General features: G+C 75.9%; 18 protein-coding genes and 1 pseudogene. 6 read left to right on the top strand and 13 right to left on the bottom strand.

Annotation, left to right across the window (positions count from 1 at the left end):
- Positions 1-641: pseudogene (locus PSR1_RS10755) on the bottom strand (peptidase M48); the annotation flags it as partial.
- 47 nt (positions 642-688) lie between these two features.
- Positions 689-1,354 (bottom strand): methyltransferase, encoded by a 666-nt coding sequence (locus tag PSR1_RS10750; protein ID WP_059437578.1) that lies wholly within the window; start codon positions 1,352-1,354, stop codon positions 689-691.
- Between the two features lie 108 nt (positions 1,355-1,462).
- On the opposite strand from PSR1_RS10750, the gene PSR1_RS10745 reads away from it, so the two are divergent.
- Complete coding sequence (locus PSR1_RS10745) at positions 1,463-1,846, top strand: PilZ domain-containing protein (RefSeq protein WP_059437577.1); 384 nt, start codon at positions 1,463-1,465, stop codon at positions 1,844-1,846.
- A 3-nt stretch (positions 1,847-1,849) separates the two neighbouring features.
- Here PSR1_RS10745 and PSR1_RS10740 read toward each other — a convergent pair whose 3' ends face one another.
- The 3 genes from PSR1_RS10740 to PSR1_RS10730 all read right to left on the bottom strand — a co-directional run bounded on the left by PSR1_RS10740 (position 1,850) and on the right by PSR1_RS10730 (position 4,407).
- Positions 1,850-2,908, bottom strand: coding sequence for a ChaN family lipoprotein (locus tag PSR1_RS10740; protein ID WP_059437576.1), 1,059 nt, complete (start codon positions 2,906-2,908; stop codon positions 1,850-1,852).
- Positions 2,909-3,027: 119 nt separating this feature from the next.
- On the bottom strand, positions 3,028-3,654 hold the full coding sequence (locus tag PSR1_RS10735; protein WP_059437575.1) for a tetratricopeptide repeat protein: 627 nt from the start codon (positions 3,652-3,654) through the stop codon (positions 3,028-3,030).
- Positions 3,655-3,717: 63 nt separating this feature from the next.
- On the bottom strand, positions 3,718-4,407 hold the full coding sequence (locus PSR1_RS10730; RefSeq protein WP_059437574.1) for a trans-aconitate 2-methyltransferase: 690 nt from the start codon (positions 4,405-4,407) through the stop codon (positions 3,718-3,720).
- Between the two features lie 122 nt (positions 4,408-4,529).
- Here PSR1_RS10730 and PSR1_RS10725 point away from each other — a divergent pair, with 122 nt between their 5' ends.
- Complete coding sequence (locus tag PSR1_RS10725; RefSeq protein WP_059437573.1) at positions 4,530-5,678, top strand: triacylglycerol lipase; 1,149 nt, start codon at positions 4,530-4,532, stop codon at positions 5,676-5,678.
- Positions 5,679-5,691: 13 nt separating this feature from the next.
- On the opposite strand, the gene PSR1_RS10720 is transcribed toward PSR1_RS10725, so the two are convergent.
- The 7 genes from PSR1_RS10720 to PSR1_RS10690 form a co-directional block, all read right to left on the bottom strand.
- Positions 5,692-6,291, bottom strand: a complete 600-nt coding sequence (locus PSR1_RS10720) for an LUD domain-containing protein (protein WP_059437572.1) — start codon at positions 6,289-6,291, stop codon at positions 5,692-5,694.
- Positions 6,284-7,660, bottom strand: coding sequence for a lactate utilization protein B (locus PSR1_RS10715; RefSeq protein WP_059437571.1), 1,377 nt, complete (start codon positions 7,658-7,660; stop codon positions 6,284-6,286). The genes PSR1_RS10720 and PSR1_RS10715 overlap by 8 nt, the downstream gene beginning before the upstream one ends.
- On the bottom strand, positions 7,657-8,400 hold the full coding sequence (locus tag PSR1_RS10710) for a (Fe-S)-binding protein (RefSeq protein ID WP_059437570.1): 744 nt from the start codon (positions 8,398-8,400) through the stop codon (positions 7,657-7,659). The genes PSR1_RS10715 and PSR1_RS10710 overlap by 4 nt, the downstream gene beginning before the upstream one ends.
- Before the next feature lie 68 nt (positions 8,401-8,468).
- Positions 8,469-10,145, bottom strand: a complete 1,677-nt coding sequence (locus PSR1_RS10705) for an L-lactate permease (protein WP_059437569.1) — start codon at positions 10,143-10,145, stop codon at positions 8,469-8,471.
- Positions 10,142-13,045, bottom strand: coding sequence for an FAD-binding and (Fe-S)-binding domain-containing protein (locus PSR1_RS10700; protein ID WP_059437568.1), 2,904 nt, complete (start codon positions 13,043-13,045; stop codon positions 10,142-10,144). Before PSR1_RS10700 ends, PSR1_RS10705 begins: the two co-directional genes overlap by 4 nt.
- A gap of 132 nt (positions 13,046-13,177) precedes the next feature.
- The gene (gene btsR / locus PSR1_RS10695; RefSeq protein ID WP_237757913.1) at positions 13,178-13,894 is read right to left on the bottom strand and encodes a two-component system response regulator BtsR; all 717 of its coding nucleotides are present in this window, start codon (positions 13,892-13,894) and stop codon (positions 13,178-13,180) included.
- Entirely contained in the window at positions 13,894-15,576 is a 1,683-nt protein-coding gene (locus tag PSR1_RS10690; protein ID WP_059437566.1) for a sensor histidine kinase, read from the bottom strand. The genes btsR and PSR1_RS10690 overlap by 1 nt, the downstream gene beginning before the upstream one ends.
- Positions 15,577-15,859: 283 nt before the next feature.
- On the opposite strand from PSR1_RS10690, the gene PSR1_RS10685 reads away from it, so the two are divergent.
- The 4 genes from PSR1_RS10685 to PSR1_RS10670 all read left to right on the top strand — a co-directional run bounded on the left by PSR1_RS10685 (position 15,860) and on the right by PSR1_RS10670 (position 20,510).
- Entirely contained in the window at positions 15,860-17,158 is a 1,299-nt protein-coding gene (locus tag PSR1_RS10685; RefSeq protein WP_059437565.1) for an efflux RND transporter periplasmic adaptor subunit, read from the top strand.
- 8 nt (positions 17,159-17,166) lie between these two features.
- Positions 17,167-17,928 (top strand): ABC transporter ATP-binding protein, encoded by a 762-nt coding sequence (locus PSR1_RS10680; protein ID WP_059437564.1) that lies wholly within the window; start codon positions 17,167-17,169, stop codon positions 17,926-17,928.
- Complete coding sequence (locus PSR1_RS10675; RefSeq protein WP_059437563.1) at positions 17,925-19,154, top strand: ABC transporter permease; 1,230 nt, start codon at positions 17,925-17,927, stop codon at positions 19,152-19,154. The genes PSR1_RS10680 and PSR1_RS10675 overlap by 4 nt, the downstream gene beginning before the upstream one ends.
- Before the next feature lie 171 nt (positions 19,155-19,325).
- Positions 19,326-20,510, top strand: a complete 1,185-nt coding sequence (locus tag PSR1_RS10670) for a TolC family protein (protein WP_237757912.1) — start codon at positions 19,326-19,328, stop codon at positions 20,508-20,510.
- Between the two features lie 36 nt (positions 20,511-20,546).
- Here PSR1_RS10670 and PSR1_RS10665 read toward each other — a convergent pair.
- Positions 20,547-23,697 (bottom strand): carboxyl transferase domain-containing protein (locus tag PSR1_RS10665; protein WP_272946347.1); only part of this gene is annotated, 3,151 nt, incomplete at its 5' end.

Genomic DNA, 23,697 nt, shown 5'->3' with positions numbered 1-23,697 from the left:
GCCCGGTCCGCCTGCAGCTCCTGGGCGCGCGCCAGGTGCAGCGTGGCGCGCAGGTACGCGGCGCAGAGCCGGCGGAACGGCGCCCCGATCGCGCCGCCGCGGCCGGGCGCCGACGCGCGCGCCAGCACCGCGCGCGCCCGGTGCAGCAGGCCCCCGGCGCGCCCGCCCGCGCGCCGGTGCCCCAGCTCGTGGGCCAGCGCCGCCTCCAGCTCCGACACGCCGAGGAGCGCGATCAGCCCGACGCCGATCCCGAGCACCGGGTGCGCGCCGAGGCCGAGGACGCCGCCCTCCTCGACGGCCGTCACCTCCACGCCCGCCACCAGGCACACGCGGCGCGGCGCGGGCGCGCCCACGCGGCCGGCGACGAGCTTCACGAGCGCGATCAGCGCGGGCTGCTCGGCGGCGCGCACGTCGATGCCGGTGAGGCGCACCGGCGGGACGCGGAGCAGCAGGAGCCAGCGGACGACGAGCGCGGCCGCCGCCGCGGCGAGCGCGCCGAACGCCCAGTGCCCCGTGGGGACCGCGAGGACGGCCCCCGCGGAGAGCCCGCCCGCGAGCAGCAGCGCGACGGCGAGCCCCGCGGCGAGCAGGCCGAGCGCCAGGACGGCGCGGGCGGTGACGAGCGGGGCGCGGGCGGGCAAGCGGGCGAGACCTCCCCAGCGACGGATCGTAACACGCGGCCCGGCGCTCACCCCATGATCTGGAGCACCCGCGCGCCGCGCACCGCCGCGTCCTCGATCTCGACCGTGGTGGGCACCTGGAATTCCGCCACGACCGTGAACCCCTCCCGTGGCGCGTAGGTGCGCCCCGCGTCGCCGGCGAGCACCGTCACGCCCCGCCCGGCGAGCGCACGGAACCAGGCGAGCGCGCGCGCCGCGAGCGGCCCCTCGTAGAACACGTCGCCGGCGAGCAAGACCTCCACGCCCGGCAGCGGCGCGCCGATGGGGTCGCCGGCCCGGAACGGGAGCGCGAGCCCGTTCAGCGCCGCGTTGGCGCGGACGGCCGCCTCGCAGAACGGGTCCACGTCCCAGGCCTCCACCTCGGCCGCCCCGGCGCGCACGGCGGCCAGGCCCACCAGGCCGCTCCCGGTCGCGAAGTCCACCACCCGGCGCCCGCGCACGCGCTCCGGCCGGTCGAGCAGGTGCCGCGCCAGGGCCTGGCCACCCGCCCACGGGAACGCCCAGAACGGCGAGTCGTCCCACCCGGCCAGCTCGCCGGCGGTGGCGTGCCAGAGCGGGGTCAGCTCGGTGGCCTGGTGCAGGACGAGCTCCGGGACGAGCGGGACCGGCGCGGGCGCGGTCCGCGCGCGCACGAAGGCGATCAGCTCGTCGAGGGGGCGTGCCGGGGCGGGCATGACCCGGCACCGTCGGCCCGGCGCGCCCCCGGGTCAAGCCCTCCGTGGCCGCGGGGCGCTTGCGCCGGGCGCGCGGGTGGCGGGACAATCCGCGAAAGGGGGAAGTCCATGGCCAGCGTGCAAGGGCAGCCCGAGCGCCGGCGGTTCTCGCGCATCGCGTTCCACCGGCCGGGCGAGCTGCGCGCCGGGACCGCCCGGGCCGGCTGCGGCGTCCAGGACGTCTCGCTGAAGGGCGCGCGGGTGGAGGTCCCGGCCGCGTTCCCCGGCGCCGCCGGCGAGCCCTGCGCGCTCGTCATCCAGCTCGACCAGGGCGACACGCTCATCCGCATGGACGGCGTCATCGCGCACCGCGACGGGGAGAAGGTCGGGGTCCGCTGCACCGGGATCGACCTCGACAGCATCGCCCACCTCCGGCGGCTGGTGGAGGTGAACCTCGGCGACGAGGCCCTGCTCCACCGCGAGCTGGCGGCGCTGGTGGGCGCCGAGGACTGATCGTCAGGGCTTCGCGGGCGGCGCCGCGGGCGCGGGCGCAGGCGCGCGGGCCGGTGCGGGCGCCGCCGGCTTCGCGGGAGGCTTCGCCTTCATGTGGGCGCGGAACTCGGCGCATGGGTCGGGCCGCTTCTCACCCGGCGTGAATACCACCCAGTCGAACGGGAGCCGCCCCGCGTAGTCGGCGGCGTAGGCGGCGGGGTCGTCGCGGCCGGGCACCACCTCCCGGAACAGCACGCTCGCCACCGTCGCGCCGGGGTCGAGGTACGACGGCACGCCGCGGTCGGTCCGCGCGTGGCCCGAGCCGGTGATGAGCACCGCGCCGGCCGCCCCGGTCCGCGCCAGCGACTCGGCCATCTGCGCGTCGCGCGCGCGCTGGCCGGTCACCAGGGGGTCGAGCATCGACTCGGGCAGCGCGCCGCAGTGCGACTCCGCCATCTCCTGGCGCATCTCGCGGGCCACCGCCTCGGGGAGCGGCCCCTGCCGCTCGATGCGCGCGCGCACCGGCGCCGGGAGGGCCTGGACGCCGCCCCGGGCCGCGGCCTGGATCTGCGCGCGCGGCAGGTTCGCGCCCTCGATGCGCAGGCCGGCGTCCAGCGCGGCGGCGAACACCGGCCGGTAGGTCTCGAACGGCGGCCAGCCGCTCTGGTCCCAGCGCGCCGCGCGCGACACGTCCTCCGGCGTGGGCCGCGGGCCCGCCAGCGCCGCGTCGAGCGCGGGCTGCTGCTCGGTGGCGAGCATCTCGAACGCGACGGCGGGGCGCTTGCCGGCGGCGGCCAGGGCGCGGAGCAGGCGCGCCTGCAGCACGTGGTGATCGGGGTTGTCGTGCGTCTCGCCGAGCAGCACGAAGCGCGCGCCGGAGAGCCCGGCCTCGAGCGCCGCCTCGTCGGCGAACCGCCCGGCGCGGACGTCCCAGATGCGCCCGACCAGCGGGTGGTCGCGATCGACGGTGCTGAGCCAGGCGCGCCCCGGCGCGAGCGGCTGGGCGACGAGGGTGGACGCGGACGGCCGCGGGTGGCAGGCGGCGGCGAGCAGGGCGGCGGCGAGGAGGAGGACGCGGTGCATGCCTTGTGAGCATAAGCCACCTCGCACGGCTATCCAGCCCCGCGGCCGGAGCCGCGCTGCCCCGCCCCGCGCGGCCGGACGCCGCGGTCGCGGCGCCCCGGCCGGTGCGGCGGGCCTCGCTACTTCTTCCTGGGCGGCGGCGGGTTCGCCTTGAGCTGCGTCAGCGCCTGCTGCGCCTGCTGCGCCTGCGGGCTCGCCGGCGCGGCCGCGATCACCTGGTTCCAGGCCTTGGTGGCCTTGTCCGCGTCCTGGAGGTCGTGCAGGTAGACCACGCCGAGGTTGAACAGGCTCTGCACGTGCTTCGGATCGAGCTCGTTCGCCTTCTTGAAGTTGGCGATGGCCTTGTCGAAGTTGCCGAGGTCCCGGTACATCACGCCCTGGTCGGTGAGGACGTCGGGGTTGTTGGGCTCGAGCTCGAGCGCGCGCCCGTAGGCCTCGACCGCCTTCTGCGCCTGGCGCGAGTCGAAGTAGTCGTTGCCGAGCTGGATCCAGGCGCGGACGTTCCGGGGATCCTTCGCGACGATCTGCTCGGCGGCGGTGATCCGGGCCTGCAGGTCCATGCTGGCGCCGGGCGAGGGCATCGGCGCGGGCAGCCCGCCCATGCCGCCGGGCGGCATCGCCGGCGCGCCGGCGGGCGCGGCGACCACGGGGACGGACGTCACCTGATCCCGCCTCGAGGCCAGCTGGCCGATCAGGAACCCGACCACGAGCCCCACGACGAGGGCGATGACGGTGTTGCGGTTCACGCGGACCTCCTTGGAAAGGGCGCTGATGTAAGCATCACTCACCCCCTCCGCGCCAGCAGAAGATCACCCGTCCGTGACGGGGCGCCGGCCGGAGAAGACGGCGAAGTGGTGCCACTTGTACGCGCAGTCCACCTCCGCGAGGCCGAGCGCCCGGAGCCAGCCGAGCTGGAGCCCGAGCGGCGCGAGCACGTCCACCCGCGTCCGCTCCAGCGCCGCCTCGAGGTCCGCCTCGGCCAGGCCGCTCGCGCGGATGGCGCGGATCCAGAGCGCCCGGTCGCGCGCGGCCACCGCCGGGTCCTCGGCGAGCACGTTGTCGGCGTTCACCAGGATGCCGCCCGGGGCGAGCGCCTCGGCGGCGCGCGCGTAGAGCGCGCGCTTGTCGCCGTCGGAGAGGTGGTGGACGGACAGCGCCGACACGATCGCGTCCCAGGGGCCGCCGAGCGGATCGCGCAGGTAGTCGCCGGTGCGGAACGTCACCCGGGCAGGCCGGCCGGCGAAGCGCGCGCGGGCGCGGTCCAGCATCTCGGCCGAGAAGTCGAGCAGTGTCACCTCGGCGGCCGGGAAGCGCGCGAGCACCTGCTCCGCCAGCAGCCCGGTCCCGGCGCCCACGTCGAGGACCCGCACCGGCCTGCCCTCCTCGAACGGCAGCAGGTCCACCGCCGCGCCGTAGAAGCCGTCGAAGCACGGGATGAGCTGCCGGCGGAGCGCGTCGTAGCGCGCCGCCGCCCCGTCGAACACCTGCTTCACGTCCATCGGTCGCCTCCGGGCGCGCATCATACGGCGCGGCGCCCGTGCGCGGACACGGGCGCGCACGCGCTCGGCGCACCCGCGGAAGTCCTGGCCCGCGGCCGGCGGACCGAGCGTAGACTCGGGCCGTGGCCCCGCGTCACCACGTCCTGCTCGTCCCGGGGTTCTTCGGGTTCGCCAACCTGGGCGACTTCACCTACTTCGGCCACGTCCGCGACCTGCTCGCCGAGATCGGCCCGGCGCACGGCCTGGACGGCGAGATCCGCGTCGTCCGCACCGCGCCCACCGCGACGCTCCGCAAGCGCGCCGCCCTGCTGGCCGAGGACGTCGCCCGCGTCCTGGACGGGCCCGGCGGCGAGGTGAGCGTGGTGGGCCACTCCAGCGGCGGGCTGGACGTGCGCCTGCTGCTCAGCCCGGAGGTGTCGCTCCCCACCGACGCCGACGTGGAGCGGTGCGCGCGCGCGGTGCGGTCGGTGGTGACGGTGTCCGCGCCGCACTACGGCACGCCGGTCGCGCACTTCTTCAACAACCTGCTCGGCCAGCAGGTCCTCAAGATCCTCTCCCTCGCCACCATGTACACGCTCCGCGCCGGGCGGCTGCCCGCGGGCGCCGCGCTCCGGCTGGCGACGTTCCTGCGGCGGCCGGCGGCGCCGCCGAGCGGCGTGGTGGAGCAGCTCTTCTCGGAGCTGCTGGCGGACTTCTCCGGCGAGCGCCGGCGCGAGATCGAGGACTTCTTCTCGAGCCTCGGCGACGACCAGGACCTGGTCACGCAGATCGGCCCGGCCGCGATGGACGTGTTCAACGCCACCACCGAGGACCGCCCCGGCGTGCGCTACGGGTGCGTCATCTCCCGCGCCCGGCCGCCCGGCCTCCGCTCGGTGCTGGCGGCGGGGCTGGGACCGTACGCGCAGGCCACCCACGCCATGTACGTCGGGCTCTACCGCATCGCCTCGGGCACGCCGCTCGACCGCGAGCCGCCGCTCTCGATCGTGCAGGCGCGGCCGCTCCGGCTCGCCTACGGGCGCATCCCGGACGCGCGCGCCAACGACGGCATGGTCCCCACCCGCAGCCAGGTCTGGGGCGACGTCATCCGCGCGGTCTGGGCCGACCACCTCGACGTCATCGGCCACTTCTCGCAGCCGCGCCACGTGCCGCCGCACTTCGACTGGCTGGCCTCCGGGACCGGCTTCACCCGCGGGCAGTTCGAGGAGACCTGGCGCGCGGTGGCCGCGTACCTGGGCGGCGGCTCGCGGCGGGTGCGCGCCGGCGGCCGCTGACCGCGGGCGCCGGTCAGCCGACCAGGAACACGGTGCAGGAGCGCGCGCCGTGCGCGCCGATCACCAGCGCCTGCTCGATGTCGGCGGTCTTGGACGGCCCGGCCACGAACAGGCCGAAGCCGGGGCCGTCGAAGCGGATGCGCGCGTAGGCCTCGTGCAGGTCGTTCACGATCTCCGCGGCGGGGACCACGAGCGCGAGGTGCTGGGCGATCACGAACACCGCCCGGTGGCCGAGGTCCTCGCCGGCCACCCACACCGCGCCGTTCTCGGCCACCGCGAAGCGCCCCGGGACGACCGCCAGGTCCACGCCCTCGAGCTCGTGCGGATCGGCGACGTCCGCCGGGCCCGCTTCACCCGCCGTTCCCGCGCCCGCCTCCGGGACCCGCGACACCACCCGGCGCGCCTCGAGCCGCGCCGCGAGCGCCGCCACCGCCTCGCGCAGCGCGGCCGCGTCCGGCACCCGCTGGAAGGCCCCGCCCACCGCCTGCACCGCCTCGCCGAGCTGGAGCGCCAGGTCGGCGTAGGGGGTGCCGCGCACGGGCTCGGAGGGGAGCCCGGGATCGGGCGGCGCGGCGCGGCGGAGCGCGGCCAGGATCTCCTCGCGGCTACCCACGGCCGCCTCCCCGGGCGCGGCGCCAGGCGTCGCGGAAGCTCTCGGCCGGCGCGGCCGGCAGCTCGCGCTGCCGCCCCCACGCGTTCCAGCGGCCGTAGAGCAGCGCGCGCGGGAGGCGCCGGAGCGCGAGGCGCGCCAGGCGACCGGCCAGCTCGTACAGCGCGCGGTGCCCGAGCACCCACGCACCGGCGCGCATCGCCAGCCGCTTCGCGAGCGGCTGGCCGCCGGCGCGGACCACCTCGCGGCGCCGCGCCAGGAGCTGGTCGTGCAGCGGGATCTTCACCGGGCAGACCGCGTCGCAGGAGCCGCACAGGCTGGAGGCGAACGGCAGCGAGCCGTGCGCGGCCGGGTCGCGCCCGGGGGCGAGCACCGAGCCGATGGGGCCGGGGATGGTCCAGGCGTAGCTGTACCCGCCGCTGCGCCGGAACACCGGGCAGGTGTTCATGCACGCGCCGCAGCGGATGCAGGCCAGCGCGCCGCGGAACTCCTCCTCCGCGAGCAGGCGCGAGCGGCCGTTGTCCACGATCACGACGTGCAGCTCGCCGCCCGGGCGCGGCGCGTGGAAGTGGGTCGTGTAGGTCGTCACCGGCTGGCCGGTGGCGGAGCGCGCCAGCAGGCGCAGGAACACCGAGAGGTCGGCGAGCCGCGGGACGATCTTCTCGACGCCCATGCAGGCGACGTGGAGCGGGGGCAGGTGCGTGCCCATGTCCGCGTTGCCCTCGTTCGTGCACACCACGATCCCGCCGGTCTCCGCGATCGCGAAGTTCACGCCGGTCAGGCCGGCCTGGGCCGCCAGGAACTTCTCGCGCAGGTGCGCGCGCGCGGCCTGCGTGAGGTAGGTGGGATCCGAGGCGCCGGCCGCGGTGCCGAGGGTGCGGTGGAACAGCTCGCCGATCTCCTCCTTCTTCTTGTGGATGGCGGGCAGCACGATGTGCGAGGGCGGCTCGCCGGCGAGCTGGACGATCCGCTCGCCCAGGTCGGTGTCCACCACCTCGATGCCGCGCGCCTGCAGGTACGGGTTGAGGTGGCACTCCTCGGTGAGCATCGACTTCGACTTCACCACCCGGGTGACGCCGCGCTCGGAGAGGATCCGGTGCACGACCGCGTTGTGCTCGTCGGCGTCGCGGGCCCAGTGCACCCGGAGGCCGCGGCGGGTGGCCTCGCGCTCGAACTGCTCCAGGTAGTCGGCCAGCCGGGCCCTGGCGTGCGCCTTCACCGCGGCGGCGCGCTCGCGCAGCGCCTCCCACTCCGGCACCGCCGCGGCCATGCGGTCGCGCTTCAGGCGCACGAACCAGAGCGCCTGGTCGTGCCAGTGGGCGCGCGGCTCGTCGGCCGCGAAGCGCGCGGCCCGCTCGGCGTGGCCGGTCACGCGGTCGCCTCCGCCAGGAGCTCCGCCACGTGCCGGAACCGGAGCGGCAGCCGGGTGCGGCGCGCCAGGCCGTCGAGGTGCATGAGGCAGGACACGTCGGTGCCGGTCACCACCTCCGCCCCGGCCGCCAGGTGGTCGGCGATCCGGTCGCGCCCCATCAGGCAGGAGACGGCCTCCTCGGCCACCGCGAACGTGCCGCCGAACCCGCAGCACTCGTCGGGCCGCGAGAGCGACACGAGCTCGATGCCCTGCAGCCGGGAGAGGAGCAGGCCGACCTTGCTGAAGCGCGGCTCCATCCGCTCGCTGGGGCTGCCCAGGCCGAGCTCGCGCAGGCCGTGGCAGCTCTGGTGCAGCCCGACCTTGTGCGGGTACCGGCCCGGCAGCTCGCCCACCTTCAGCACGTCGGTGAGGAACTCGCAGAGCTCGAAGGTCCCGCGCCGCAGCCGGTCGAAGCCCGGGGCGCCGGACAGGAACGCGCCGTAGTGGTTCCGGACCATCGAGACGCAGCTGCCGGAGGGCGCCACCACGTGGTCGAAGCCGCCGAACACCTCCAGGAAGTGCCGCGCCAGCGGCGCGGCGTCTGCGGCGAAGCCCGCGTTCGCCATGGGCTGGCCGCAGCAGGTCTGCTCCTCGGGGAACACGACCTCGACGCCGAGCCGCTCCAGCACGCGCACGGTCGCGTGCGCGACCTGCGGGTGGAGCTGGTCCACGTAGCACGGCACGAACAGCGCGACCTTCACCGGGACCTCCCGGGCCACTCTGCCCGGATCCCGCCCTTCGGTGAAGCGGGGATCCGGGAGGGCCCCTGCTAGTGCGGGATCGGCACCATCCCGGTGAACACGTACGCCTGGAGGAACACCACCACGCCCACCAGGCAGGCGAGCACCAGCGAGTGCCAGAACACGTAGCGGAGGATGATCCCCTCGTGGCCGTGCTGGCCGGTCGCGACCGACGCGACCACGATGCTCTGCGCGTCGATCATCTTGCCCATGACGCCGCCCGAGCTGTTGGAGGCCGCCGCGAGGATCGGGTTCATGCCGATCTGCTGGGCGCTCACCACCTGCAGGTTGCCGAACAGCACGTTGGACGAGGTGTCGGAGCCGGTGAGCGCCACGCCCAGCCAGCCGAGCAGCGGCGAGAAGAACGGGAACAGGTGGCCGGTGGAGGCGAACGCGAGGCCCATGGTCGAGTCGGAGCCCGAGAAGCGGGTGGTGAAGCCGAGCGCCAGCATGGCCGCGATGGTGAGGAGCGAGAAGCGCACGCGCTTCAGCGTGCCGAGGTAGGTGCGGAGGAGGTCGCCCGGGCCGAGCTTCAGGATGAGGCCGGAGACCACGCCGGAGAGCAGCAGGCCGGTGCCGGTGGCCGAGAGCATGTTGAGGCTGTACTTCGCCGCCTCGGGCGCGAGGACCTTCGACACCGGGGGCGCCTTGTGCACCAGGTTGTGCAGGAACGGCACCTCCCAGGTCGGGTTGAAGATGCCGTTCATCCAGGTCTTCACCGACGGCAGGCCCCACGCGAACACGAACACCGAGAGGATGATCCAGGGGAGCCACGCCACCAGGCCCTCGGCGGCGGTGGGGCCCCGGCGCGCGGCGGCGGCGCCGACCGACTTGCGGGCGGCGGCCAGGGCCGCGTCGGCGTCGCGCTCGTCGTGGAAGCGCCACACCGACCGCGGCTGCCAGACCTTGAGCAGCACGTACATGGCGAGCAGCGACACCGCCGCGGCCACGATGTCCACCAGCGAGGGGCCGTAGAAGTTGGAGACCACGAACTGCGGGACCGCGAAGAACAGGCCGGCGACCAGGCAGGCCGGCCAGACCTCGACCATGCCGCGGAAGCCCGCCATGGCCCACACCAGCCAGAACGGGACGATGAGCGAGAACAGCGGGAGCTGGCGCCCGGTCATGGCGGACAGCGCCAGCTCGTTCAGGCCGGTCACCTTGGCGAGCGTGATGATGGGCGTGCCGAGGGCGCCGTACGCGACCGGCGCGGTGTTCCCGATGAGCGCCAGGCCGGCCGCCGGGAGCGGCTTGAAGCCCAGGCCGATGAGCATGGCGGCGCTGATGGCGACCGGCGTCCCGAACCCGGCGGCGCCCTCGATGAACGCGCCGAAGGAGAAGCCGATGAGCAGCACCTGGATGCGCCGGTCGGAGGCGAGGCCGGCGATGGTCTCCTTCACCACCTCGAACTTCCCGGTCCTGACGGTGATGTCGTAGACGAAGATCGCGTTCAGCACGATCCAGCCGATGGGCAGCAGGCCGAACGCCGCGCCGTTCAGCGCGGCGGCGCCGGCCATCGACGCGGGCATGCCGTAGACGCCGATCGCGATCCCGAGCGCCAGCACCAGGCCGATGAGCGCGGCCCAGTGGGCCTTGACGTGGAAGAAGGCGAGCGCGCCCAGCAGCGCGACCACCGGGAGGGCGGCGACCAGCGCCGAGACGATCAAGCTGCCGGCGACGGGGGTGTACGTCTGGGTCCAGCTCATCGGGCGATCTCCTTCACGGTAGGTGCGTCCGGGGGAACGGAAGGCTCCGGGTCTCGGGCGGCGCGCGGGGAGGCGCAGCGGTCCACCAGCCAGGCCAGCGGGCGGTACGGCACGCCGGCGTGCAGCGACAGGCCGATCTCGCAGGTCCGGCTGGAGGAGAAGCCCGCGGCGCAGCCGGCCGGGAGCGCCGCGGCGAGCGGCGCGAGCGCGGAGGCGTTCAGCTCGGGGTGCGTGAAGCCGCGATCGCCGGCGAAGCCGCAGCAGCCGACCTCCCGCGGGATCACCACCTGCTCGGCGCAGGCCTCGGCCACGGCCCGGAACGCGGGCCCGAGCCCGAGCTTCACCGCGCTGCAGGGCACGTGCACCGCCACCGGGCCGGGCACGCGGGTCAGCGACACGCGCGGCAGCACGAGCCGCTGGATGAACTCGACCGGATCGTGGATCGCGATCCGGCCGCCGGCCGCCTTGCGCATGCGGTACACGCAGGGGCTGGTGTCGAACACCACCGGGTGGCGCCCGCCCTCGCTCGCCTCGAGCAGCGCGGCCTCCAGCTCCCGGCTCTTGCGGTCCGCCTGGGCGGGCCAGCCCTTCGACTCGAAGGGCATGCCGCAGCACAGCCCCTCCATGCCGGCGGGGAAGGCCACGTCGAACCCGGCCTTGCCCAGCAGCGAGAGCATGGCGGCGTGGACCTCCACGCCCTCCGCGTCGCCGCGCGCCGGGCCCATGGTGCGCGAGACGCAGCTCGGGAAGTACACCACCCGGTCGCCGCCGCGGCGCGTCCCGTCGAGGCGCGGCGCGCGGGCGGCGCGCGGCGTGGCCTCGTTCCAGACCGGCAGGCGGCCGGCGCTGAGCCGGTGCAGGCCGCGGGTCAGCCCGGAGAGCGCGGCGGTGCCGAGCACGGCGTGCGCCGCGGACGCGAGCCGCAGGCCGGCGCGCGCGCCCGCGGCCACCGCCGCGAAGCGGTCCGCGGCGAGATCCGCGGCCCCGCCGCCGTCGCCGTGGGCCTGGGCGCGCAGCCACTTGGTGTGCTCGCCGGTGTCGATGCCCACCGGGCAGGCGGTGGCGCACAGGCCGTCCACCGCGCAGGTCTCCTCGCCCAGGTAGACGTAGTCGCGCTCCAGCCGCTCGCGCGCCGCCGGGTCCTCGCCGGTGACGCGCAGCCGGGCGATCTCGCGCTGCGCCACGATGCGCTGGCGCGGGGTGAGGGTGAGGTCGCGCGACGGGCAGCGCGGCTCGCAGAAGCCGCACTCGATGCAGCGGTCGAGGATGGGGTGCGCGTGCGGGAGCGCCTTCAGGTGCCGGAGGTGCGCGTGCGGGTCGTCGTTCAGCAGCACGCCGGGGTTGAGCAGCCCGCCCGGATCGAGCAGCCGCTTCACCCGCCGCATCAGCCCGGTGGCCTTCGCGCCCCACTCCAGCTCCACGAACGGCGCGACGTTGCGGCCGGTGCCGTGCTCGCCCTTCAGCGAGCCGTCGTATTTGCGCGCCACCATGGTGCAGACGTCGTCCATGAAGCGCGCGTACCGCTCCACCTCGCCCTCGGCGCCGAAGTCCGGCGTGAAGACGAAGTGCAGGTTCCCGTCGAGCGCGTGGCCGAAGATGATCCCGTCGTACCCGTGGGCCGCGAGCAGGCCCTGCAGCTCGACGGTCGCGTCGGCGAGGTGGCGGATGGGGAACGCCACGTCCTCGATGACCACGGTGGTGCCGATGGGCCGGGCGGCGCCCACCGCCGGGAACAGCCCGCGGCGCACGTCCCAGAGCCGCTCGTACTCGGCCTTCACCGCGGTGAAGCGGACCGGCGCGAGCACGGGGACCGGCGCCATGCGCGCGAGCAGGGCGTCCACCTGCGGGCCGAGCTCGGCGGGCGTGGCGGCGCGGGTCTCGATGAGCAGGGCCGCCGCGCCGTCGGGCAGCCCGGCCAGCTCGGGCGGCATGCCGGGCTTCGCCTCCACCGAGCGCAGCGAGGCCCGGTCCATCAGCTCGACCGCCGCCACCGGGCCGCCCTGGAGCAGCATGGTGGCGCGGGCGGCGTCGCCCACGCCGGCGAAGAGCGCCAGCGCGCTGGCCTTGTGCGCGTGCTCGGGGACCGTGTGGTAGGTGACCTCCGCGATGAAGCCGAGCGTCCCCTCCGACCCGATCATCAGGTGGAGCAGGACGTCCACCGGGTCCTCGAAGTCCACGAACGCGTTCAGCGCGTAGCCGGTGGTGTTCTTGATCCGGAACTTCTCGACGATCCGGCGGCGGAGCGCGGGGTCGGCCTCGATCTCGGCGCGGATGGCGCGCAGCCCCGCCACGAGCTCCGGGTGCGCCGCGTGGAACGCCGCGCGCGAGGCCGGGTCGCCGGTGTCGAGCTCGGTGCCGTCCGCCAGCACCAGGCGCATCGACGCGACCGTCCGGTAGCTGTTCTGGGCGGTGCCGCAGCACATCCCCGACGCGTTGTTCGCGGCGATCCCGCCCACCATGCAGGCGCCGATCGAGGCCGGATCCGGGCCGAGCTTGCGCCCGAGCGGCGCCAGCACCGCGTTCGCGTCCGCGCCGATCACGCCGGGCTCGAGCGCGATGCGCGCGCCGCCGTCGAGCACGCGCATGCCGCGCCAGCCCCCGGTGACGCGCACCAGCACCGAGTCGGTGACCGCCTGGCCCGAGAGGCTGGTCCCGGCCGCGCGGAACGTCACCGGCGTGCCCAGCCGCGCCGCCTCGGCGAGCACGCGGCGGACCTCCTCCACCGTCCGGACCTCGACGACGAGGCGCGGGGTGAGCCGGTAGAAGCTCGCGTCGGTGCCGAGCGCGAGCCGCCGGAGCGGGTCGGTGACGAGCCGCTCGCCGGGGAGGTGTCGCGCCAGCGCCTCGTGGAGGCGGAGGTAGGGCTCGGGGAGCGCGCGCACGTCGTCTCGGTGGGCCATGGCGGGCGGACGCGCATCGCACCACGTCCGCGCGGGGCTGCGCGGGAGATCCCGCGACCGGCGCCGGGCGCGCCGCGACCGGTCGCCCGGCGGGGGCGAGCGGGGCGGCCCGAGGGGCCCGGCCGGGGCCGATCAGAACCCGAGGCGCTCGCGCACCTGCGCGAGGTGGCGGCGGCTCACCGGCACGTCGTGCCCGCCGCGCGTCCGGATCACCGCCGCGCCGGCCTCGACGTCGTCGCCGGGGCGGATCTCGTCCACGCGGTCCGGGTTCACGAGGTGCTGCTTGTGGCAGCGCAGCAGCCCGCCGCGCTCCTCCAGCACCTTCAGCGTGAGCTCGGTGAACAGCTCGCCCTGCGCGGTGACCACGTGCACGCCGGCGGGGCCGGAGCGGACGAGCTCGATCTCGCCGAGCGGGACCAGCTTCACCGCGCGGCCGGCGAGGCAGGGGACGCGCGTGAGCGGCGGCGCGAGCGGCGGCGCGGCGCGCGCGAGGCCGGCGCGGGCGCGCAGCCGCTCCAGCGTCCTGCGGAGCCGGTCGGGCGCCACCGGCTTCAGCAGGTAGTCGGCGGCGCTCTCCTCGAAGGCGCGCAGCGCGAACGCGTCGTGCGCGGTGACGAACACCACCGCCGGCTGGCCGTCCGGATCGAGCATGCCGAGCAGCTCGAACCCGTCCACCACCGGCATCTGCACGTCGAGGAACAGCACGTCCGGCCGCTCCCGCCGCACCGCCTGCAGCGCCTCGACCGCGTTGCCGCAGTCGGCCGCGACCTCCACCTCGCCGCTGGCCTGGAGCAGCGCGCGCAGCTCGGCCCGGGCGTTGGGCTCGTCGTCCACGATGACGGCGCGCATCACGCGGCACGCTCCTCGAACGGCACCCGCACCGACACGCGCGTGAGCGCGCTCGGCGTGCAGGAGACGGTGACCCCCCACTCGGCGCCGAGCAGGTTCTTGATGCGCCGGTCCACCAGGCTCATGCCCATCCCGTCGGCGCCGGGGCGCGGCGCGTAGGCGCCGGCGTCGTCCTCGATCTCGATCACCGCCGCGGCGCCCTGGCGGTAGGCGCGGATGCGGGTGGTGGCCTCGCCGAGCGTCGCGCCGAGGCCGTGCTTCACGGCGTTCTCGATGAGCGGCTGCAGCGTGAACGTGGGCAGCCGCAGGCCCAGCAGCGCCGGGTCCACCTCGGTGAGGACCAGCAGGCGGTCGCCGAAGCGGGCCTTCTCGATCTCGAGGTAGGCCCGGGCGTGCTCCAGCTCCTCCTCGAGCGTCGAGAGCGGGGCGGAGCGCTTCAGGTTCTTGCGGAACAGCGCGGAGAGGTGGCCGAGCAGCTCGCGGGCGCGCTCCGGGTCGGTGCGGGTCACGGCGTGGACGGTGTTGAGCGCGTTGAAGAGGAAGTGCGGGTCCACCTGCGCCTGGAGCAGCCGCAGCTCGGTGAGGACGAGCAGGCTCTTCTGCTCGTGGAAGCGGGCCCGCAGGAGCTGGTCGGAGAGCAGGTCGGCGATGCCCTCGCCGAGCGAGCGGTTCAGCCGGCGGAAGCGGGTGCGCGCGGTCTCGAGGAGCTGCACCGTCCCGATGGCGGCGCCGTCCACCACCAGCGGGATGACCACGGCCGAGTCGAGCGGGCAGTCCGGGGAGACCGCGCAGCGGTAGTGCGCGTGCTCGCCGTCGGCGAACACCACCTCGTGCCGCTCGATGGCGCCGCGGGTCAGCGGCGAGGCGATGGGCAGGCCGGGCCGGTGGTGGTCGGACCCGCGCCCCACGAACGCGAGCACCGTCTCGGTGTCGGTGATGGCGACCGCGCCCACCCCGGTCTCCTCCTGGATGATGGACGCCAGCTCGCCGGCCACCGAGCGGTCGAAGCCGCGCGCGAGCGGGCCGAGGGTCCGCTCGGCGATGCGGAGCGCCCGGGCGGAGGTGGCGGCCGCCACGCGGTCGTAGCGCTCGTGGCGGTCGCGCAGCAGCGTCATGAACAGCGCGGCGCCCACCGAGTTCGCCAGGATCATGGGCACGCCGATGCCCTGCACCACGTGCACCGACTCCTGGAACGGGCGGGAGACGGCGAGGAGCAGGCCCATGTGGAGGACCTCGCCGGCGGCGGTCACCGCGAAGGCGAGCTTCCAGGAGATGAGCCGGTCCGGCGCGGCCGCGGCGAGCCGGCGGTGCACCAGCCCCCCCATCAGCCCCTCCAGCGTGGTGGCGATGGCCCCGGCGCCGGCGGTGAAGCCGCCGAGGGTGAGCCGGTGCGCGCCGGAGAGCAGGCCCACCGCCACGCCCACCGCCGGCCCGCCCAGCATGCCCCCCAGCACCGCGCCCACGGCGCGCGTGTTGGCGATGGCGCCGCCGGCGAGCGGGAGGCCGAGGTAGGTGCCGAGGATCGCGATGCCGGTGAAGAAGAGCAGCAGCGAGAGCTTGGCGCGGGGCCGCAGCCAGTCGGTGCGGGCCGGCGTGAACGCCGGCGAGCGCGAGTACAGGTGGAACAGGACGAAGAAGACCGCCATCGCCTCGAAGAGCGTGAGCAGCAGGCGGCCCATCATCGCGTTCCGGTCCTCCGGGCCGCCGCGGCGGGCGGCGGGAGCCGGACGATAGCGCCCGGCACGCGCGGGGCGCAAACGAGGGCCGGGGAGCGGTCCGCCGCGAGCGTGGGAGCGTCCCGTTGCCGCGGCGCGCCCGCGGCGGCCCGAGGCCGGTTAACCTTCCGGTGCTTCGGGGGTACTCCCCGCGGCGCGCGATGCCGGCCCGCGGACCACGCGGAGGGGGTCGCGGGGCCGGCAACGACGACGCGGCGCGGCCTCCGGCCGCCCGGGAGACACGCACACCATGACGCGCCGGAACCTGATGTACGCCGCGGCGGCGGTCGCCGCCCTGGCCGCGCTGCTGGGCCTCTGGCGCTGGCGCGCCGCGAGGAGCGCCGGCGAGGTCCACTACGAGACGGCCCGGGTAGACCGGGGCCGGGTCGTGGCGAAGGTGACGGCCACCGGGACGCTCTCCGCGCTGGTCACCGTGCAGGTCGGCAGCCAGGTGTCGGGGCGGATCTCGGAGCTGCGCGCGGACTTCAACTCGCGGGTGCGCAAGGGCGAGGTGATCGCCCGCATCGACCCGCAGCTGTTCCGGGCCGCGGTGGCCCAGGCCCAGGCGAACACGGTCGCCGCCGAGGGGAATCTCGCCAAGGCGCGCGCCCAGGCGGCGGACGCCGACCGGCAGCTGGGCCGGACGCGGCAGCTCGCCGAGCGCAACCTCGTCGCGGCCGCGGACCTCGACACCGCGCAGGCGAACGCGGACGGCGCGCGCGCCGCGGTGCAGGCGGCGCAGGGCACGCTGGCCCAGGCGCGGGCCGCGCTGCAGCAGGCGCAGGTGAACCTGGGCTACACCGACATCGTGTCGCCCACGAACGGCGTGGTGATCTCGCGCAACGTGGACGTGGGCCAGACCGTGGCCGCCTCGCTCCAGGCGCCCATCCTCTTCGTCATCGCGGAGGACCTCGCCAAGATGCAGGTGGACACCAGCGTGGCCGAGGCCGACGTCGGCCGGCTGCGCGCGGGCATGCCCGCCAGCTTCACCGTGGACGCCTATCCGAACGAGGTGTTCTCCGGGACGGTCCGGCAGGTCCGCAACGCCGCCACCACCGTCCAGAACGTGGTGACCTACGACGCGGTGGTGGACGTGGCCAACCCCGAGCTGAAGCTGAAGCCGGGCATGACGGCCACCGTGACGTTCGTGTACGCGCAGCGCGACGACGTGCTCCGCGTGCCGAACGCGGCGCTGCGCTTCCGCCCGCCGGCCGGCCTGAAGCGCCCGGCGCAGGGGGCGCAGGGGGCGCAGGCGCAGGAGGGGACCGCGCCGGCGGGGCAGGGGACGCGGGCCGGCGCGAGGCCGGACCGGAGCGGCGGGGACGGCGCGCGGGCGCGGCCGGAGGGCGGCCGGACGGTGTGGGTGCTCCGCGGCGAGGCGCGGGAGCCGGTCGCGGTCGCGGTGCAGACCGGGATCACCGACGGGAGTTCCACCGAGCTCGTCTCCGGCGACCTGCGGGAGGGCGACCCGGTCGTCACCGACGCGACCGGCGGCGGCGCGAGCGGGCGGCAGAACGGCGGCGGCCCCATGCGCCGCGGGCCGTTCTAGGGGGCGACGTGGCCGAGACCCCGCTCATCCGGCTCGAGGACGTCTGGAAGACGTACGCCATGGGCGACGTCGAGCTGCACGCGCTGAAGGGCGTGTCGCTGACCGTCGAGCGCGGCGAGTTCACCGCGATCATGGGGGCGTCCGGCTCGGGCAAGTCCACGCTCATGAACCTGCTCGGCTGCCTGGACCGGCCCACCCGCGGCCGGTACCTGCTGGAGGGGCACGACGTGTCCGGCCTGTCCGCCGACGCGCTGGCCGCCCTGCGCAACCGGACGCTCGGGTTCGTGTTCCAGAGCTTCAACCTCCTCTCCCGCACCAGCGCGCTCGAGAACGTGGAGCTGCCGATGATGTACTCGGGCACCCCGAGCGCCGAGCGCCACCGCCGCGCGCTGGAGGCGCTCGCGCAGGTGGGCCTCACCGGGCGCGCCGACCACCACCCCAGCCAGCTCTCCGGCGGCCAGCAGCAGCGCGTGGCCATCGCCCGGGCGCTGGTGAACCGCCCTCGGGTGCTGCTCGCGGACGAGCCCACCGGCAACCTCGACTCGCGCACCAGCGTGGAGGTGATGGCGATCCTCCAGGCGCTGGGCGCGACCGGGATCACCGTGGTGCTGGTGACGCACGAGAACGACATCGCCGCGTACGCGTCGCGCGTGCTGGTCATGCGCGACGGCAAGCTCCGCTCCGACACGCGGCAGGTGCCGGTGGCGGCGGTGCCGCCGCCCGCCGAGGAGGCGGGGAGCGCGGACGGGCGGGAGGGAGGCGCGGCGTGAACCTGCTCCAGACCTTGCGCGTGGCGCTGCGCGCCCTGCGCCGCTCCAAGATGCGCTCGTTCCTCACCGCGCTCGGCATCGTCATCGGCGTGGCCGCGGTGATCGCGATGGTGGCGCTGGGCGACGGGGCCCGCGCCCAGGTGGCGAAGACCTTCGAGTCGATGGGCTCGAACCTCCTCATGGTGCTGCCCGGCAGCACCACCGCGGGCGGCGCGCGCGGCGGCTTCGGCAGCCTCCCCACGCTGACCTGGGACGACCTGCGCGCCATCCAGAACGAGGTCCCCTCGGTGCGCTACGCCGCGCCGCAGCTCCGCACCACCGCCTCGATCCAGTCCGAGGACCTGAACTGGACCACCTCGGTGACCGGCACCGGCGCCGAGTTCTTCGCCATCCGGAACTGGCCGGCGGCGCAGGGCGCGCTGTTCGGGCCGTCGGACGTGGACTCCGGCACCAAGGTGATCGTGCTCGGCAAGACGGTCGCCGACGAGCTGTTCGGGGCGGGGGCGACGCCGGTCGGCCAGCAGGTCCGCGTGAAGAACGTGCCGTTCCAGGTGGTGGGCGTGCTCGCCGCGAAGGGCCAGTCGCCCATGGGCCAGGATCTCGACGACGCGGTGTTCGTGCCCTACTCGACCTACCTCGCGAAGATCCAGGGCGGCCTGAAGAACCTCATCCCCGGCGTCATCGCGGTGAGCGCCGTGGACTCCGCCTCGACCGCGCGCGCCGAGCAGCAGGTCCGCGCGCTCCTCCGCGACCGCCACCGCCTGTCCGACGGCGCGGACGACGACTTCTCGATCCGCAACCTGGCCGAGTTCGCGAGCGCGCAGAAGGAGGGCACCGCCACGCTCACCACGCTGCTGCTCGCCATCGCGGCGGTGTCGCTCGGCGTGGGCGGCATCGGGATCATGAACATCATGCTGGTGTCGGTGACCGAGCGCACCCGCGAGATCGGCGTGCGCATGGCGGTGGGGGCGCGCGCGCGCGACGTCCTCCTGCAGTTCCTCGCCGAGGCGCTGGTCCTGTCGCTCGCCGGCGGCGTGGTGGGGGTGGCGCTGGGGCTCGGGATCTCGTTCTGGATGGCCCGGGCGTTCGGCTGGCCGGTCATGTTCCGCGCCGACGTGGTGCTGATCGCGGTCGGCTTCAGCGGGCTGGTGGGCGTGGCGTTCGGGCTCTACCCGGCCCGGCGCGCCTCCCGGCTCGATCCCATCCAGGCGCTGAGGTTCGAATGACGATCGTCCCCCGGCTCGCCGCCGTCCTCCTGCTCGGCCCGGCGCTGGCGCTGGGGCAGGCGGCTCCGCCCGCGACCCCCGCCCCGCCGCCGTCGCCGCCCCTCCGCGGACGCGGCGGCCGCCCCCGCGCCGGAGGCGCCGGCGCACCGCGTCCTCACGCTCGAGGAGGCGGTGCGCACCGCCCGGGCGCACCAGCCGCAGCTCCGCTCGGCGCGCGCCGCCACCGACGCGGCCCTCGCTCGCGCCGACCAGGCCCGCGCGCCGCTCCTGCCGCAGCTCACCGGCAGCGCCGGGCTCGGCCGCACCACCGACAACTTCGCCGGGAAGCCGGGCGGCGCGAGCTGGAGCACGAGCGGCACGTTCGACGCGCGGGCGGTGCTGAGCCAGACGCTGCTCGACCTGGGGCAGCTCGCCCGCTGGCGCGCCGCCGGGGCGAGCGCCGACGCGCAGCGCGCCTCCGAGCGCGCCACCGAGCTCGACGTGGTGGCGGGCGCGCAGTCCGCGTTCTTCGTGGCGCGCGCCGCGCACGCGCTGGTGCGGGTGGCGCGCGAGACGCTCGACAACCAGGAGGCGCACCTGCGCCAGGTGGAGGCGTTCGTGCAGGTCGGCACGCGCCCCGCCATCGACCTCGCCCAGGCCCGCGCCGACCGCGCGACCGCGCAGGTCCAGCTGGTGCGCGCCGGGAACGCCTACGAGAACGCGCGGGCGCTCCTCGCCCAGGCCATCGGCCTCGACTGGCCCGCCGACATCGAGCCGTCCGACGAGGCCATCCCGCCGGTGCCCGGCGAGGACGGCCCGCTCGCGCCGCTGGTCGCCGAGGCGTCCCAGGCCCGCCCGGAGCTGGCCGCGCTGGAGGCGCAGCGGCGGGCCGGGGCGCTGTCGCTCGACGCCGCGCGCGCCGAGTGGCTGCCCACGCTCTCGGCGCAGACCGGCGTCTCGGACGCGGGCACGCGGCCGGACGCCGACGGCCTGAACTGGTCGGCCACGCTGAACCTCGGGTGGAACCTCCTCGAGGGCGGCGGCTCGCTGGCGCGGGCGAGGGAGGCGCGGGCCAACCTGGCGGGCGTGGACGCGCAGGAGACGGCGCTCCGCACGCAGATCACCGTGGACGTGGACGCCGCGCGCCAGGGCGTGCAGACCGCGCGCGCGGCGTCGGCCGCGGCCGACGAGGCGCTGGTGAACGCGCGCGAGCGCCTGCGGCTGGCCGAGGGCCGCTACCAGGCGGGCGCGGGGAGCATCATCGAGCTGGGCGACGCGCAGGTGGCGGCCACCTCCGCGGGGGCGCAGGTGGTGCAGGCGGAGTACGACCTGGCGGCGGCGCGCGCGAAGCTGCTGCGCGCGCTGGGCCGCGGCTGAGCTCCTCGTCGGCCGCCGTGGCGCGCGATTCCGCGGTCAGTCGGAGTGGCGCGCGATTCCGCGCGCCACCGCGTCCACCAGGTACGGCCGCAGGTCGGCCGGCGCGATGATCCGGTCGAGCGAGCCGACGCGCCGGGCGCGCTCCACGGTGTGGACGCCGTCGAACTCGTCCGCCACCTCGCCCACCTTCTCCGAGCGCACCGCCGCGACGATCTCGGCCAGCCGCCCGCGCGCGGCGCCGCCCGCGGCGGCGGCCTTCTCCGCCTCGACGACCCGCGGGTCCTTCCGCGTGCGGGTCTCCACCTCGCGGGAGAACACCACCGCCGCGGCGGGGGCGCCGCCGATCACCGAGGCGCGCGCGCCCTCCACCGCCACCACCTCGATGTCCTCGCGGAGCGCCTTCGAGAACACCACGAACGCGCCGCCGTGGTAGCGGGACACCACGCAGAACACGAACGGCCCACGGAAGTTCACCACCGCGCGCCCGATCTCGGCCCCGTACTCGAGCTGGAGCCGCCGCATCGACTCCGGCGAGCCGTCGAAGCCGGAGAGGTTCGCCAGCACCACCACCGGCCGGTTGCCGCTCGCACCGTTGATGGCGCGCGCCAGCTTCTTCGAGGACTGCGGGAAGAGCGTCCCGGCGGACCAGAGCTCGGGCCCGTCGGCCGGCACGAACTCGAGGCGGGGCAGCGGGCGGGACTCGATCCCGAGCAGGCACACCGGCCAGCCGCCCAGGTGCGCGTCCCACACCACCGCGGTCTCGCCGCCACGCAGGTCGCGCCACCGCTCCAGCGGCGGGTGGTCCTGGTCCACCGCGGCCGCCATCACCCGCCGGATGTCGAACGGCTTCTTGCGATCCGGGTTCGTCGCGGCGTCGAACACGTCGCCCACCGTCTCGAACCCGGCGCCGCCGGCCGGGCCGTGCGGCGACGTCCGCACGTCGCGCGCAGCCGGGTCGGTGGTCGCGGCCCGCCGCGGGAAGCGCTCCCCCGGGACCACGTAGGTGTGCTCGTAGTGGCGGAGCAGGATCTGGATCGCCTCGCCCACGCTGCCGGCCCGGTACTGCGCCTGGCCGTTCGGGCCCATGATCCGGTCGTACCCGCCGATGCCCTGGTTGTCCTCGGCCGAGACGCTGCCCGAGTAGTCGAGGGCCTCCTTCCCGGTGAGCACCATGGCCGAGCCCGGCGTCATCACCAGGATCCCGCGGGTGTGCATGAGCATGGTGGCCTCGGCGTTCCAGTACGGCTGCGCGCCGACGTTGATCCCGCAGACCACCACGTTGATCTCGCCGCCACCCTGCGTGAACGTCACGATCCGGCGGAGGACGCGCGAGATCCAGTCCATGTTCTCGGTGCCGCTGTCCATGGAGATCTTCGCGCCCGCCGAGACCGCGAACCACTCCGCCGGGACGCGCAGCCGCTCCGCCAGGTCGAGCGCGGCCTCGATGCGCCGGCACTCGGGCTCGGCCAGCGCGCCCATCGAGCGGCTCGGGTCGCCGAGCAGCACCACGCGCTGCATGCCCTCCGCGTGGCGCGCCGTGAACGTCCGGACCACGCCCACCACCACGTTGGCGCCGTTCTGGCCGGGCGGGCGCGACACCGGCGCCAGCGCGCCGGAGGCGTCGAGATCGTGCTCCACGAACTCGCCCGGCGGCACGCCGGCCTGCGAGTCGCGCGTCGGCGCGAGCATGCGCACCAGCTCGAACGGGTGGACGAGGCCGCGCCGCCGGAGCTGCACCACGCGCAGGTGGTACTCGGAGAGCGGCTCCAGCGGGCGGTCGGTGGGCGCGTCCCAGCGGACCGCCACGGTCCGCCCGTCGGTGGTGACGCGGACGAGCGCGTCCTTCAGCTCGCCGGTGTCCGGGTGGGGGACGCGGGCCGCGAGCAGCACCATCTCGAGGCCGAGCCCCTGGGTGGCCGGGCCGATCCGCTCGGCCACCCCGCGCACCTCGTCCCGCGACAGGAGCAGCGGCGGCTCCACCGTGAGCAGCACCCGGTTCCACTCGAGCCGCTGGTGCGGCGCGCGCCGCGCCTGGAAGCGGCGCATGCCCGCGAGCGCCTCGTGCAGCATGCGCTCGAGGTGCGGGAGCTGGACCACGCGGCCGCGGGCGTCGTGCAGCGGGGTGAGGTCGCGCACCTCGGCCACCGCGAACAGCCGCTCGTCGCGCGGGTTGTCGCGCGCCACGCCGCGGTACAGGTAGACGTCCTCCGGCGAGGGCAGGCGGGTCAGCTCGAACTTGGAGAGCCGCGCGAGCTGCATGCGCCGGAAGATCATGGGGTGGACGCCGCGGTAGCGCGGCTCCTCCACGAACTCGGCCGGCCCGCCCCGGAACGTGAAGTGGAGCTGGCTGGCCTGCCGGCCCAGCCCGCGGGCCGGGTACGCCACCAGCACCGAGGCGCGGCGCAGCGGCCGCCGGAACCCGGCCTGCGAGAGCGCGGCGCGCAGCTCGGCCGCGATCGCGTCGGGATCGCCGCCCGCCCCCTCGCGCCACAGGTACAGGTCCACCGACGTCTGGGCGCCCTCCGGCGTGCGCTCGGCCAGCCGCGCCGCGGCGGCGGCGGCGCGGGGCAGCTCGGCGGCCGGCGCGAACGCGGCCACGAGCTGGATGCGCCGCGACTCGGCGGCGTACTCGGTGAGCGTGCAGGCGATCCCGTCCACCTCCTCGACGGTGGCGGGCGCGGTGGCGCGGTGGCGGTAGTAGCGGCGGGTGAGGGTCTGGGCGAGCAGCCGCCGGAAGTCGGGCCGAGCCCGGGCCATCCTCGCCAGCATGAGCGTGCTGAGCGGCTGCGGGCAGGCGATGAGCCGGGAGACCAGCGTCTCGCGCGCGATCCCCTCGGCGCGCGCCAGCTCGGCGAGGTCCGCCTCGGCCTGCGCGTACACCGCCGCGCGGACCTGATCCAGCTCGGGCTTCTCGAAGCGGCGGTAGCGCAGCTCGCGGGCGAGGTCGCCCAGCGCGGGGAAGCGCTCCTGGCCCACCGCGGCGAGCCGGTCGAGCAGCTCGCGCGCGCCGGCGTCCTCCAGGCCAGGCGGGACGCCCTCGCCGGCCAGGCGCCGCTCCAGGATCCCCAGCACCGCGGCGAGCGGCGCCTCGGCGCGGTCGTGCGCCTTCTGGATCCGCAGCAGCGCCAGCTCGAGGTCGCGCCCCGGGGCGTCGAGGGAGACGTGGTAGAGCGCGAGCGCGCGGCGG

This window comes from Anaeromyxobacter sp. PSR-1, from assembly GCF_000964525.1.
In the GTDB taxonomy this organism is placed as follows: Bacteria; Myxococcota; Myxococcia; order Myxococcales; family Anaeromyxobacteraceae; genus Anaeromyxobacter.
Note: the sequence above shows the minus strand (reverse complement) of the source record. Positions and strands in the feature narration are given on the sequence as shown.